Source organism: Leclercia sp. LSNIH3 (assembly GCF_002935105.1).
In the GTDB taxonomy this organism is placed as follows: domain Bacteria; phylum Pseudomonadota; class Gammaproteobacteria; order Enterobacterales; family Enterobacteriaceae; genus Enterobacter; species Enterobacter adecarboxylatus.
Window position 1 is genome coordinate 1,724,845 of sequence record NZ_CP026387.1, and the last position, 12,848, is coordinate 1,737,692.

A 12,848-nucleotide genomic window follows, 5' to 3' on the forward strand; every position below is an offset into this window, starting at 1 on the left:
CCGCTTAACGCGGGTTTTTTTATGCCTTCAGATTGCTGGTGGCGTAAACAGTGCCGAGTAGTCACGGTTACAAATACGCTGCACTGCCGGATGCTGAATCATTCTTTCGGCGAATATCGCGTGATACTCCTCCATCACGTTATCCACCCTGCCAATCTCCGTAATCCTGATGTCCGTATAGAGGTCCTGTGCGTAAAGCGTCGGGGCAACGAAGATCGCGTTGTGCGCTTCGCCAAAGGCTTTCATTAGCGCCGCATCATCAAACTCACCCAGAATCTCCACGTTCAGCCCCTGCGAGTTAAACCAGTTCAGCAGCTTGCGGCCGAGCATTGAACGCCGCCCTGGCACCAGTAAACGTCGCTCTTCCAGACAGGCAGGGAAGGGTTTTTTCGGCGGGGGATTGATACACCAGAAGCTCACGCCACATTCGCCAATTTTCACCGAAAACAGCCCTTCCTGCTGGGTAGAATCGATCGGGCAATCCGAGATAATCATATCCAGCTTATGCTGGCTTAGCTGCTCCAGGAGCATCTCGTGGGTGGATTCAAAACAGCGCAGGTGGATTTGTTCATCTTCAACCACCGCCGCATCCAGCACGCCGCTGACCAGCCTTTTTGACAGCGCATCCGCGACGCCCACGTCAAAGAGCAGGTTCGACTCCTTGCGATAATTGACGATATCGAGCATTTCCTGGCTCAGGGTGAACATTTTGTCGGCGTAGCGAAACACCAGCTCACCAAGCTCGCTGGGTTCGATGCCACGTCCCTTGCGCTTGAAGAGCTTCCCCTGCAGGCGCTCTTCCAGGGCTTTGATCTGCCCGGTAATGGTTTGTGGCGTCAGGTAGAGCGCTTCTGCAGCGCCGACAACCGACCCTTCTTTATAGACATGCCAGAAGTAGTACAGGTGGTTGTAATTAAGATGAGACATACGATCCTCGCTCCCTGATAGTGTTTACGGGAGGGCGGCCTGCCCTCCCGATGTCCTGTTATGCCGGATGTACCTGCCCCGACAATTTCATTTTCAGTAAGGCATAACCAACAAACGCCGCCAGCAGTGACCCGGTCAGAATACCCAGTTTAGCCCAGACGATAAGCTCCGGGGCATGTGCGCCAAATGCCAGCGTCGAGATAAAGATCGACATCGTGAAGCCAATCCCGCACAGCACGCCAACGGCCATGATCTGCCGACAGGTGGTGCCGTGTGGCAACGAGGCCAGCTTCAGTTTCAGCGCCAGCCAGCAGAAGAGGCTAATTCCCAGCGGCTTGCCGATAAACAGCCCGGCAATGATCCCCAGCGGCAACATTGATGTCAGTCCTGCGAAGGTCACCCCTTGAAGGGAGACACCCGCATTCGCAAAGGCAAACAGCGGCAGGATCAGAAAAGCGACCCATGGATGCAGAACATGCTCCAGCTGTTTCGCCGGGGATTTGCCCTCCTGCGACTTCAGCGGGACGAAGAAGCCGATAATCACCCCGGCCAGGGTGGCATGCACGCCCGATTTCAGTACCGCCGTCCACAGAACCATCCCCACCAGCACATAGATGCCAATCCGACGAACGTTGAAGATATTCAGCAGCGCCAGTGCCGCAATGGCCGCCGCTGCGACACCCAGCGACAACATCGACAGTTCGCTGGTATAGAACAGGGCAATGATGATAATTGCGCCCAAATCGTCAATGATAGCCAGCGCCATCAGAAAGATTTTTAGCGCCATTGGCACGCGGTTGCCCAGCAGAGCCAGAACGCCCAGCGCAAAGGCGATGTCCGTTGCTGCGGGGATTGCCCAGCCCTGGCGGGCAAGAGGGTCCTGGTAGTTAAACGCCAGGTAGATCAGCGCGGGTACCACCATCCCGCCGATAGCGGCAATCACCGGGAACGCAGCGCGCTGGCGACTGGCGAGTGAGCCTTGTACCAGCTCACGCTTCACCTCAAGGCCTACCAGCTGGAAAAAGACCGCCATCAGTGCATCGTTGATCCACAGCAGCATGTTCTTATTGATTTCGAGCACGCCGACCCGTAGTTCGACAGGCGTTTCCAGAAAAGAATGATAGAGGTCGCGGGTACCGCCCATATTAGCCAGCAGCATTGCCAGCGCGGCCGCCAGAATAAGTATGATGCCGCCGGCGGCCTCATTACTGAAAAAACGGTGCAGAAGTTTCACTTTTACTCTCTCTTTTTACGGAAATTCTTCGTTAAAACCATCATACTCGTGGATATTCATCGGTAAAAGCAGGTTAATATTGAGTATGCACTCAGTTTTTCCGAGCTATGTTTTTCAGCCATAAAAAAAGCCCGGAATCGCTTCCGGGCTTTGAGAAAAACGTCAGCTCACCGATTAGCGAGTCAAATCGTCAAAGAATTTTTTCACGCCATCAAAGAAGCTTTTGGAGCGCGGGCTGTTATTCTCACCCGTCGGGCCGCCAAAGCTCTCCTGCAACTCTCTCAGCAGCTGCTTCTGTTTCTCATTCAGGCCAACCGGTGTTTCAACCACCACGCGACACAGCAGGTCGCCCTGCGCGCCGCCACGCACCGATTTCACGCCTTTCCCGCGCATGCGGAACAGCTTGCCGGTCTGCGTTTCGCCAGGCACTTTCAGGTTTACGCGACCGTCGAGGGTTGGCACTTCAATTTCGCCGCCCATGGCCGCCATCGCAAAGTTGATCGGCACTTCGCAGTAGAGGTTGTTGCCTTCACGTTCGAAAATCGCGTGCTGCTTCACCTGCACCTGAACGTACAGATCGCCCGCTGGTGCACCATGTTCACCCGCTTCGCCTTCGCCAGACAGACGAATACGATCGCCGGTATCCACGCCTGCCGGGATTTTAACGGACAGGGTTTTGGTCTTCTCAACGCGACCATGACCGTGACACTTGTTGCACGGATCCTTGATCAGCGTACCGCGCCCCTGACAGTGTGGACAGCTCTGCTGTACGGCAAAGAAGCCCTGGCGCATCTGTACCTGGCCGGAACCGTGACAGGTTGGACAGGTCTGCGGCTTGGTACCCACTTTCGCGCCGCTGCCGTGGCAGATGTCACACTCTTCCAGGGTCGGAATGCGGATCTCTTTCGTTACGCCGCGTACCGCTTCTTCCAGCGACAGTTCCATGTTGTAGCGCAGGTCTGCGCCACGGGCCGCACGCTGACGACCGCGACCGCCGCCGAAGATGTCACCAAAGACGTCACCAAAAATATCGCTGAAATCTGCGCCGCCGCCACCAAATCCGCCGCCGCCGCCCATGCCGCCCTGTTCAAACGCAGCATGACCGTACTGATCGTATGCCGCACGTTTCTGGGCATCGGTCAGGACTTCGTAGGCTTCTTTGATCTCTTTAAACTTGGCTTCGGCCTCTTTGTCACCCTGGTTGCGGTCCGGGTGAAATTTCATGGCCAGGCGCTTATACGCCTTTTTGATTTCACGCTCTTCCGCTGTTTTGGAAACGCCTAAAATCTCGTAATAGTCTTGCTTAGCCATCTTGTTTTATCTGCCCCTAACATGCGTGCACGGGCGGAGAGGAAACCTCTTCGCCCGTGCCAGTGTATTACCCGTTCAAAGGGCGATTATTTTTTGTCTTTCACTTCTTCAAACTCTGCGTCGACAACATCGTCATCTTTCGCGTTGTTTGCAGAAGCGTCAGCACCTGCACCAGCCTGCTGCTGTGCGTGTTGCTGCTGCGCGATCTCCATCAGCTTCTCAGAAGCCTGGGCCAGCGCCTGCATTTTCGCTTCGATATCAGCTTTGTCTTCGCCTTTCAGGGACGCTTCCAGCGCGCTCAGTGCAGACTCGATAGCAGTTTTGTCGTCAGCTGGCAGTTTATCGCCGGCTTCTTCAACCTGCTTACGGGTGCTGTGCAGCAGATGGTCACCCTGGTTGCGGGTCTGAACCAGTTCTTCGAACTTACGGTCAGACTCGGCGTTAGCTTCCGCTTCGCGAACCATTTTCTGGATCTCTTCTTCGTTCAGACCGGAAGAGGCCTTAATGGTGATCTTCTGCTCTTTACCGCTGTTTTTGTCCTTCGCGGAAACGTGCAGGATACCGTCGGCATCGATGTCGAAGGTCACTTCGATCTGCGGCATACCGCGCGGTGCCGGGCTGATACCATCGAGGTTAAACTGACCCAGATCTTTGTTATCTGCGGCGCGTTTACGCTCACCCTGCAGCACATGGATGGTTACCGCAGACTGGTTGTCTTCAGCGGTAGAGAACACCTGGCTGTGCTTGGTTGGGATGGTGGTGTTTTTGGCAATCAGCGCCGTCATCACACCGCCCATGGTTTCGATACCCAGAGACAGCGGGGTAACGTCCAGCAGCAGTACGTCTTTAACTTCACCGGTCAGAACGCCGCCCTGAACCGCTGCACCGATGGCAACAGCTTCGTCCGGGTTAACGTCTTTACGTGGCTCTTTACCAAAGAATTCAGCCACTTTCTTCTGAACCATTGGCATACGTGTCTGACCACCCACCAGGATAACGTCCTGGATTTCGGATACGGACAGACCCGCGTCCTGCAGAGCAACTTTCAGCGGCTCGATGGAACGGTTAACCAGGTCTTCAACCAGGCTTTCCAGTTTCGCGCGAGTCACTTTGATGTTCATGTGTTTTGGACCGGTCGCGTCTGCAGTAATGTACGGCAGGTTCACGTCGGTCTGCTGTGCAGAAGAAAGCTCGATCTTCGCTTTTTCTGCGGCTTCTTTCAGACGCTGCATCGCCAGCGGGTCGTTACGCAGGTCAATGCCCTGGTCTTTCTTAAACTCGTCAACGAGGTAGTTGATCATACGGCTGTCGAAGTCTTCACCACCCAGGTGGGTATCACCGTTGGTTGCCAGAACTTCAAAGGTTTTTTCGCCGTCAACTTCGTCGATTTCGATAATAGAGATATCGAAAGTACCACCACCGAGGTCGTAAACCGCGATAGTACGGTTGCCAACTTCTTTATCCAGACCGTAGGCCAGTGCCGCTGCGGTTGGTTCGTTGATGATACGTTTGACTTCCAGACCTGCGATACGACCGGCGTCTTTGGTTGCCTGACGCTGAGCATCGTTGAAGTAAGCAGGTACGGTGATAACTGCTTCAGTTACCGCTTCGCCCAGGTAATCTTCAGCCGTTTTCTTCATTTTCTTCAGCACTTCAGCAGAGATCTGCGGCGGTGCCATTTTCTGACCTTTAACGTCAATCCATGCGTCGCCGTTCTCAGCGCCGATGATTTTGTACGGCATGATGGCTTCATCACGCTGAACTTCTTCGTCCTGGAAGCGACGGCCAATCAGGCGTTTAATCGCAAACAGGGTGTTTTGCGGGTTTGTCACTGCCTGACGTTTAGCCGGCTGACCAACCAGAGTTTCACCATCCTGGGTATAAGCAATGATAGAAGGCGTGGTGCGATCGCCCTCGGCGTTCTCCAGCACACGTGCAGTGGTGCCATCCATAATCGCTACACAAGAGTTGGTAGTACCCAGGTCGATACCAATAATTTTACCCATCTAAACGTCTCCACTAAAAATTCAGTCAACATGTGGTTGTGTACCTGTAATAAGGGCAGAAGGTGCTTTTTCAACTGTCCAGATTTGAATTTTTTCAGGTCCACACACTGCGGTTGACTACAAGATGGGGTCGCAACGGCATCCATCAAGGGGGGAGGATAAAAAAATTTTTAATTTCACCCTGATTAGATCATAGACGGCGCTGATGCCGCCCATTATGATGCCGCGCCCCGCCAGGGAGAATTGGCGTGGGATTCACCATTTCACCATATTAATGATGATTTTTTTGAGGACTTATGGGCAACACTAAGTTGGCTAATCCGGCTCCGCTGGGCCTGATGGGTTTCGGCATGACCACCATTCTGCTGAACCTGCACAATATCGGGATGTTCCCGATGGACGGCATTATCCTGGCGATGGGCATTTTTTACGGCGGTATCGCACAGATCTTTGCGGGCCTGCTGGAATATAAGAAAGGCAATACCTTCGGTTTAACCGCATTCACCTCTTACGGCTCTTTCTGGCTGACCCTGGTCGCCATTCTGCTGATGCCGAAAATGGGTCTGGCCGATGCGGCGAATGCACAATTCCTGGGCGTCTATCTGGGCCTGTGGGGTGTCTTCACCCTGTTCATGTTCTTCGGTACGCTGCAAGGTAACCGTGCGCTGCAGTTTGTGTTCCTGAGCCTGACCGTGCTGTTTGCACTGCTGGCTGTAGGTCATCTGGTGGAAAACGGCGAATCTATTATTCACGTAGCGGGCTGGATTGGCCTGGTCTGCGGCGCCAGCGCCATCTACCTGGCAATGGGTGAAGTCCTGAACGAACAGTTCGGTCGCACCGTTCTGCCGATTGGTGAAAAACACTGATCCCCCTTCGTGCCCGCCCTGCGGGCACGATATCGCCTCCTCCGTGCATACCCTCTCTTGTTTCACTCCGCTCAATTTTCAGTCACAACAGAAACGATGATTAAACAGGATGGCAATAATCACCTCATACAATTGATAAGCATTATCATTGCGATTAGTGTGACCCGGCGCATCCCGGAGAATGGATATCAGGTAGCACCCGAAATGGAACCCAAGGGGATGAAATGATTTTGTTGTGTTGCATAAGGTTAACTGATGAATTCCAGCCTTGCTGCCAGCGATCACACTGGCGAATCCATTATCGCGTCACGATACCGTAAGGTTCTTGTCCGGCGCTTTGCCCTGGCAGGGGCGCTATTCTTCTTTATTATTTGCTCCCTGTTACTCGACTTCACGCTCGGCCCGTCAGGCATTTCCGTTTCCACCCTCTGGCATACCTTAATCAACGCCGCCGCGGCCGACGCCGGAACCCGGGTGATCGTCTGGGAACTGCGGTTACCGTTCGCGCTGATGGCCGTTGCCGTCGGCATGGCACTCGGGCTGGCCGGGGCGGAGATGCAAACCATCCTCAATAATCCGCTCGCCAGCCCGTTTACGTTGGGCGTGTCGTCTGCGGCCTCTTTCGGCGCCGCGCTGGCGATTGTGCTCGGTTTAGGCATTCCCGGCATTGCCGACAAGTGGTTCATTCCGGCAAACGCCTTTGTTTTTGCGCTGCTGGCCTGCTTTATTCTGGATGGCATCAGCCGCTGGACCCGTGTGGCCACCTCCGGCGTGGTGCTGTTTGGTATCGCCCTGGTCTTTACCTTTAACGCGTTGATTTCCATCCTGCAATTTGTGGCCAGCGAAGACACGCTGCAGGGGCTGGTCTTCTGGACGATGGGCAGCCTGGCGAGAGCCTCGTGGGATAAGCTGGCGATCCTGGCCGTGGCGCTGCTGATTATCGTGCCGCTGTCGTTGAAAAATGCCTGGAAGCTTACGGCGCTGCGTCTGGGTGAAGATCGTGCCGTCAGCTTTGGCATTAACGTGAAAAAGCTGCGTCTGGCGACGCTGTTACGCATCAGTATTATCTCGGCCCTGACGGTCGCCTTTGTCGGCCCCGTTGGCTTTATCGGCCTGGTGGCCCCGCATATCGCCCGCATGATGTTTGGCGAAGATCACCGGTTTTATCTGCCCGGCAGCATGCTGATTGGCGCGCTGGTGCTGTCGCTGGCCTCGGTATTTTCCAAGAACATCGTTCCCGGCGTCATTATTCCTGTGGGCATTGTCACCTCGCTGGTGGGCGTGCCGTTCTTCCTCAGCATCATTATTCGCAACCGGGGGAACGTATGACCGAAGGTCTGCGCGTCTGCGATCTGCACACCGGCTATCGCAAGAAAAAGATTATCAGTGGGCTGAACACCCCGCTTCTCCCTCGCGGGCAGATCACCGCTCTGCTGGGGCCGAATGGCTCGGGCAAATCCACCCTGCTGCGCGCCCTGGCTGACCTGAACCCCGCTCAAGGGGCATTGCAGCTTAACGGCGAAGATCTGATGACCCTTCCCTCTGCTACGCGGGCGCAAAAAGTGGTTTATCTGCCGCAATCCCTGCCGCAGGGCGTGCATCTGCACGCGCTGGAATCGATTATTGTTGCCCGCCGGGCCAGCGGCGGCACTTCGGGTCTGGATGTCGAACACGAAGCCTGGTCCATTCTGGACAAACTGGGGGTTGCCCATCTGGCGATGAGCTTTCTCGATCAACTCTCCGGCGGGCAAAAGCAGCTTATTGGCCTTGCCCAGTCCCTTATCCGCGAACCGGATCTGCTGTTGCTGGATGAACCCCTAAGCGCACTCGATCTTAACTACCAGTTCCATGTGATGGATATCGTTGCCCGCGAAACGCGTCTGCGCAATATCGTCACCGTCGTGGTGATCCACGACATCAACATTGCCCTGCGCCATGCGGATTTTGCACTGATGTTGAAAGGTGGAGAACTGATTGCCAGCGGCCTGCCGGGTGAGGTTGTTACTCCAGCCAACCTGGCAACGGTGTATGGCGTGGATGGCCGGGTTGAATACTGTTCCCGTGGGCTGCCGCATGTGGTGGTCGATGGGTTAACACCATAAGAAAAAGACGGGGAAAACATGACGCTGAAAAAACTCATTGCCGCCGCAGGCGGCCTGGCATTGCTACTTTCACCTTTGCTCGCCCAGGCGCAGAGCTGGCCGGTAACGGTTAAGGATCTGGATAACCGCACGGTCACCGTTGAACACGAACCGCAGCGTATCATCCTGCAGGACGGACGCGACATCTTCGCCCTGGCGCTGCTGGAGCGCGATAACCCGTTCGCTAAAGTGGTGGCGTGGAACAATCTGCCGAAAAAACAGGACACCGAAACCTGGAACGTGCTGAAGCGTAAATGGCCGGAAGCGGAGAAGATCCTCGACATGAAGTTTTCCGACCAGGGCAATGTCGATCTTGAAACGGTAATCTCCCGTCAGCCCGACCTGATGATTGCCCAGCTACGCGCTAAGCCGTCCCTGGTGCAGACCGGCGTACTGGCGAAGCTCGACGCCCTGCATATTCCGGTTATCTTCGTGGATTACGAATTGCACCCGGTGGAGAACACCCTGCCGAGTATTGCCCTGTTAGGTAAGGTGATGGGACAAACCGCGCGTGCGCAGGCCTACATGGATTTCTATCAGCAGCGGCTGGATAGGATCCACCAGCGTCTGGCAACGACCAGTAAAAAACCGCTGGTCTTTATCGAACCTATTGCTGGCGTCGGCGGGCTGGATAATGGCTGCTGCTTTACCCACGCGCGTAACGGCTGGGGTGGTCTGGTCGAAGCAGCAGGCGGCACCAACATCGGCTCGCAGCTGCTACCGGGGGCAACCGGGAATATCGCGGTAGAGAAAATTATCTCGCTGAACCCGGATTATTACCTGATGACCGGCTCCAGACGACCAGGTAAAGGTACGGCGATTATCCCGTTTGGCTACAACGTTCCGGCGGATGATGTCACCGCCGCCTTCAACGCTCTGCTGTCGCGTCAGGGTGTCAGCAGTATTCCGGCCGTCGCACAAGGCCACACCGGCGCGCTCTATCACCACTTCTATAACAATCCGTACAACATCGTCGCCATTGAGACACTGAGCAAAATTTTCTACCCGACGCTGTTTAACGATGTAGATCCGGTCGCGGATTACCATCGCATTATCAAAGACTTTACTCAGATCCCGGATGACAACATCATCCTGAGCTATACCCCATCGCACTAACGACAAGGCCGGGGGGCTTCGCCTCCCCGGCCAAAGCGTTAACCGGCCAGGACAGGCACTTCTACGGGCTTCTGGCGCAGCCAGAGACCTAATGCCAGCCCCATCAGCGAGAGCGCCAGCACGTACCAGGCAGGAGCCATTGGCGATACGCCCATCAGCAGGGTGACGGCAATCGGCGTCAGCCCACCGAAGATGGCGTAAGAAACGTTATACGAGAAGGAGATACCAGTGAAGCGCACTTCCGGCGGGAAGGCGCGCACCATGACGTACGGCACGGCCCCTACTACGCCAACACACAGCCCGACCATGCCGTACAGCAGGAACAGCTGTTCCGGGTGGCTACCCACCAGGTGATAGAACGCCCAGCTCGCCCCGGCCAGCAGCAGGCTACCGATGATAAAGGTCAGGCTGGAACCGATACGATCCACCACCAGCCCGGCAATCAGGCATCCAAAGCAGAGCATGATGGTCGCGATACTGTTGGCCTGCAAGGTTACCGCCGGGGCAAAGCCATACTGTTTTTGCAGCCAGACCGGCGACATCAAAATCACCACCACGATGCCCGCCGACAGCAGCCAGGTGAGCAGCATCGACACCACCACCGCTTTTTTGTGCCGCACTACCACCGCCTTGACCGGCAGCTCCTGCGCCAGCGCCTTGCGCTGCTGCATCTCGAGGAAGATCGGCGTCTCCTGCAACCAGCGACGCAGATACATCGCCACCAGCCCGAAAGCGCCGCCCAGCAGGAACGGAATACGCCAGCCCCAGTCGAGCACCGCCTGTTGGGTCATGCTGGTGTTCACCAACGTCGCCACCACCGAACCGAGCAGAATACCAACCGTCAGCCCTGCGGTAAGCGTCCCGCAGGCAATACCGATCCGCCGGGCCGGAACATGCTCCGCCACAAACACCCAGGCACCGGGCACTTCCCCGCCGATTGCCGCCCCCTGCAAAATGCGCATCAACAACAGCAATACCGGGGCGATAATCCCCATCGAGGCATAGGTAGGCAGCAGGCCGATAGCCAGCGTCGGTACGGCCATCAGCAGGATGCTGAGGGTGAACATCTTTTTGCGTCCCACCAGATCGCCGAAGTGCGCCATGATGATGCCCCCCAGCGGACGAGCCAGATACCCGGCGGCAAAGATGCCAAAAGTCTGTACCTGACGCAGCCATTCGGGGATGTCAGCCGGGAAGAACAACGCCCCGACGACCGCCGCAAAAAAGACGAAAATGATGAAGTCATAAAACTCCAGCGCGCCGCCGAGAGCGGCAAGCGTGAGGGTTTTATAATCCTGACGATTGAGAGGCCGGTTGTAATGTGGCATAGCGAACCATTTTGGGCTGAGTTGTTGAGTTATATTTACAGCGATCGTAAAGAAAAAATTACTATACCGTAAATCAATTAGCACGCCACTGCCGTTACAGCTTATGTCACATTATTGTTAATTTCAGGAGATTATTTCACGCCTCGCGCTTTTCGGGCGAAAAGCTGCTACCACCTGCGGGTCCGTTTCAACGTAAGGCCCCTCAAGGAGCTGTACACAATAAGGTACACTTGCAAAGATACCCGCCACGACCACCTTACCGTCAGCCTCTTTCACCCCTTCCAGCGTCTCTTTAATGGACTTTGGCTGGCCCGGTAAATTGAGGATCAGCGCCTGCTTGCGGATCACCCCTACCTGGCGGGAGAGGATCGCCGTTGGCACAAAGTGTAGGCTGATCTGGCGCATCTGTTCGCCAAAGCCCGGCATTTCACGATCGGCAATGGCGAGGGTCGCATCCGGCGTCACGTCGCGACGCGCTGGCCCTGTGCCGCCTGTGGTCAGCACCAGGTGGCAGCTCATTTCATCAACCAGTTCACATAAGGTTTGCTCGATGATGGCCTGTTCATCCGGGATCAGGCGGGTTAGCACTTCAAAGGGGGTGGTCAGGGCAGACGCCAGCCAGGCTTCCAGTGCGGGGATGCCTTTATCTTCATAAACACCGCTGGAGGCGCGATCGGAGACGGAAACTAAGCCAATGCGTAAGGTATTCATATTCATTCCATTCAAACAATACAGATTGAGGGAATGATACACGCAGGCGGGGGATTCAGACAGGGAGCAAGCGAAGTCGCGTGACCGGAAGCCCGGTCACGCGGGAATGATTACAGCAGTTCGCCGATCATTTTTTCCAGTTTTTCCTGGTCGATAGCAAACTTACGGATACCGTCCGCCAGTTTGTCTACGGCCATTGGATCCTGGTTGTGCTGCCACAGGAATTCGGATTCAGTGATACGCTCAGGACGGGCTTTCACTTCGCCGCTGAAGCTCAGCTTACGCTCGATCGCGCCTTCGCTTTCTGCCAGCTCTTTCAGCAGCGCAGGTGCGATGGTCAGACGGTCACAGCCAGCCAGTTCCAGGATTTCGCCAACGTTACGGAAGCTTGCGCCCATCACCACGGTTTCATAGCCGTGCTGTTTGTAATACTCGTAGATTTCGGTAACGGAAACCACGCCCGGATCTTCAGACGCTGCGTACTCTTTCTTGTCGGTATTGGCTTTGTACCAGTCCAGAATACGGCCCACGAACGGGGAGATCAGGAACACGCCCGCTTCTGCACAAGCACGCGCCTGGGCAAAGGAGAACAGCAGGGTCAGGTTACAGTTGATGCCTTCTTTTTCCAGCTGCTCTGCAGCACGGATGCCCTGCCAGGTAGAGGCCAGTTTGATCAGGATACGGTCGTTGCTGATGCCAGCATCGTTGTACAGTTTGATCAGGCGTTTGGCTTTCGCGATAGACGCTTCGGTGTCGTAAGACAGACGCGCATCGACTTCTGTCGAGATACGGCCCGGAACCAGCTTCAGAATTTCCAGACCAATGTTAACAGCCAGTTTATCCGAGGCATCAACAATCTGCTGCTCGCGTGAGCTGCTCTGGGTTTTCGCCCAGGCAACGGCGTCGTCGATCAGTTTGCGGTATTCAGGGATCTGTGCAGCGTTAAGGATCAGAGAAGGGTTCGTTGTGGCATCCTGCGGCTGGTACAACTTCATTGCCGCGATATCTCCGGTGTCAGCGACAACAGTCGTGAACTGACGAAGGGAGGTTAATTTATCCGTCATGATAGTGTTTCTCTTTAACTTGCCCTGGATAATTCGCGTTACCAGCTGAAGGCCAGAAACGGAAAAATGACAGGTTTACTTGTTAGGGGGATGTAACCGGTCTGCCCTGATGATAACACGACGGAAGGTCAGCGCAACCGCAGA

11 protein-coding genes are annotated in these 12,848 nt (G+C 55.4%); 4 read left to right on the forward strand and 7 right to left on the reverse strand.

Features of this window, described 5'->3' with window-relative positions; all coding sequences use genetic code 11:
* Positions 1 to 27 precede the first annotated feature (27 nt).
* The 4 genes from nhaR to dnaK form a co-directional block, all read right to left on the reverse strand.
* Positions 28 to 927, reverse strand: coding sequence for a transcriptional activator NhaR (gene nhaR / locus C3F35_RS08335; RefSeq protein ID WP_103792715.1), 900 nt, complete (start codon positions 925 to 927; stop codon positions 28 to 30).
* A gap of 58 nt (positions 928 to 985) precedes the next feature.
* Positions 986 to 2,161, reverse strand: coding sequence for a Na+/H+ antiporter NhaA (gene nhaA / locus C3F35_RS08340; RefSeq protein ID WP_103792714.1), 1,176 nt, complete (start codon positions 2,159 to 2,161; stop codon positions 986 to 988).
* A 174-nt stretch (positions 2,162 to 2,335) separates the two neighbouring features.
* Positions 2,336 to 3,472 carry a molecular chaperone DnaJ gene (dnaJ, locus tag C3F35_RS08345; protein WP_032616447.1) on the reverse strand — a complete coding sequence of 379 codons (1,137 nt, stop codon included), beginning with the start codon at positions 3,470 to 3,472 and terminating at the stop codon, positions 2,336 to 2,338.
* Positions 3,473 to 3,558: 86 nt separating this feature from the next.
* Positions 3,559 to 5,478 (reverse strand): molecular chaperone DnaK, encoded by a 1,920-nt coding sequence (gene dnaK / locus C3F35_RS08350; protein ID WP_032616446.1) that lies wholly within the window; start codon positions 5,476 to 5,478, stop codon positions 3,559 to 3,561.
* Between the two features lie 296 nt (positions 5,479 to 5,774).
* Here dnaK and satP point away from each other — a divergent pair, with 296 nt between their 5' ends.
* From satP to C3F35_RS08370, 4 genes are all read left to right on the forward strand, one after another.
* Entirely contained in the window at positions 5,775 to 6,344 is a 570-nt protein-coding gene (satP, locus tag C3F35_RS08355; RefSeq protein WP_059308758.1) for an acetate uptake transporter, read from the forward strand.
* A gap of 255 nt (positions 6,345 to 6,599) precedes the next feature.
* Positions 6,600 to 7,673 carry a FecCD family ABC transporter permease gene (locus tag C3F35_RS08360; protein ID WP_103792713.1) on the forward strand — a complete coding sequence of 358 codons (1,074 nt, stop codon included), beginning with the start codon at positions 6,600 to 6,602 and terminating at the stop codon, positions 7,671 to 7,673.
* Entirely contained in the window at positions 7,670 to 8,446 is a 777-nt protein-coding gene (locus tag C3F35_RS08365; RefSeq protein WP_103792712.1) for an ABC transporter ATP-binding protein, read from the forward strand. Before C3F35_RS08360 ends, C3F35_RS08365 begins: the two co-directional genes overlap by 4 nt.
* Before the next feature lie 18 nt (positions 8,447 to 8,464).
* Positions 8,465 to 9,601 (forward strand): ABC transporter substrate-binding protein, encoded by a 1,137-nt coding sequence (locus tag C3F35_RS08370; RefSeq protein ID WP_103792711.1) that lies wholly within the window; start codon positions 8,465 to 8,467, stop codon positions 9,599 to 9,601.
* A 38-nt stretch (positions 9,602 to 9,639) separates the two neighbouring features.
* On the opposite strand, the gene C3F35_RS08375 is transcribed toward C3F35_RS08370, so the two are convergent.
* From C3F35_RS08375 to tal, 3 genes are all read right to left on the reverse strand, one after another.
* The gene (locus C3F35_RS08375; RefSeq protein ID WP_103792710.1) at positions 9,640 to 10,929 is read right to left on the reverse strand and encodes an MFS transporter; all 1,290 of its coding nucleotides are present in this window, start codon (positions 10,927 to 10,929) and stop codon (positions 9,640 to 9,642) included.
* A 123-nt stretch (positions 10,930 to 11,052) separates the two neighbouring features.
* Complete coding sequence (gene mog / locus C3F35_RS08380) at positions 11,053 to 11,640, reverse strand: molybdopterin adenylyltransferase (protein WP_032616437.1); 588 nt, start codon at positions 11,638 to 11,640, stop codon at positions 11,053 to 11,055.
* A gap of 110 nt (positions 11,641 to 11,750) precedes the next feature.
* A complete protein-coding gene (gene tal, locus C3F35_RS08385; RefSeq protein ID WP_032616436.1) occupies positions 11,751 to 12,704 on the reverse strand; it encodes a transaldolase in 954 nt (317 codons plus the stop codon).
* Between the last annotated feature and the right edge of the window lie 144 nt (positions 12,705 to 12,848).

What these genes read in the sequence shown, in the direction of transcription:
- nhaR (WP_103792715.1), bottom strand. Translation starts at nt 927, where the DNA reads ATGTCTCATCTTAATTACAACCACCTGTACTACTTCTGGCATGTCTAT.
- dnaJ (WP_032616447.1), bottom strand. Translation starts at nt 3,472, where the DNA reads ATGGCTAAGCAAGACTATTACGAGATTTTAGGCGTTTCCAAAACAGCG.
- dnaK (WP_032616446.1), bottom strand. Translation starts at nt 5,478, where the DNA reads ATGGGTAAAATTATTGGTATCGACCTGGGTACTACCAACTCTTGTGTA.
- satP (WP_059308758.1), top strand. Translation starts at nt 5,775, where the DNA reads ATGGGCAACACTAAGTTGGCTAATCCGGCTCCGCTGGGCCTGATGGGT.
- C3F35_RS08360 (WP_103792713.1), top strand. Translation starts at nt 6,600, where the DNA reads ATGAATTCCAGCCTTGCTGCCAGCGATCACACTGGCGAATCCATTATC.
- C3F35_RS08365 (WP_103792712.1), top strand. Translation starts at nt 7,670, where the DNA reads ATGACCGAAGGTCTGCGCGTCTGCGATCTGCACACCGGCTATCGCAAG.
- C3F35_RS08370 (WP_103792711.1), top strand. Translation starts at nt 8,465, where the DNA reads ATGACGCTGAAAAAACTCATTGCCGCCGCAGGCGGCCTGGCATTGCTA.
- C3F35_RS08375 (WP_103792710.1), bottom strand. Translation starts at nt 10,929, where the DNA reads ATGCCACATTACAACCGGCCTCTCAATCGTCAGGATTATAAAACCCTC.
- mog (WP_032616437.1), bottom strand. Translation starts at nt 11,640, where the DNA reads ATGAATACCTTACGCATTGGCTTAGTTTCCGTCTCCGATCGCGCCTCC.
- tal (WP_032616436.1), bottom strand. Translation starts at nt 12,704, where the DNA reads ATGACGGATAAATTAACCTCCCTTCGTCAGTTCACGACTGTTGTCGCT.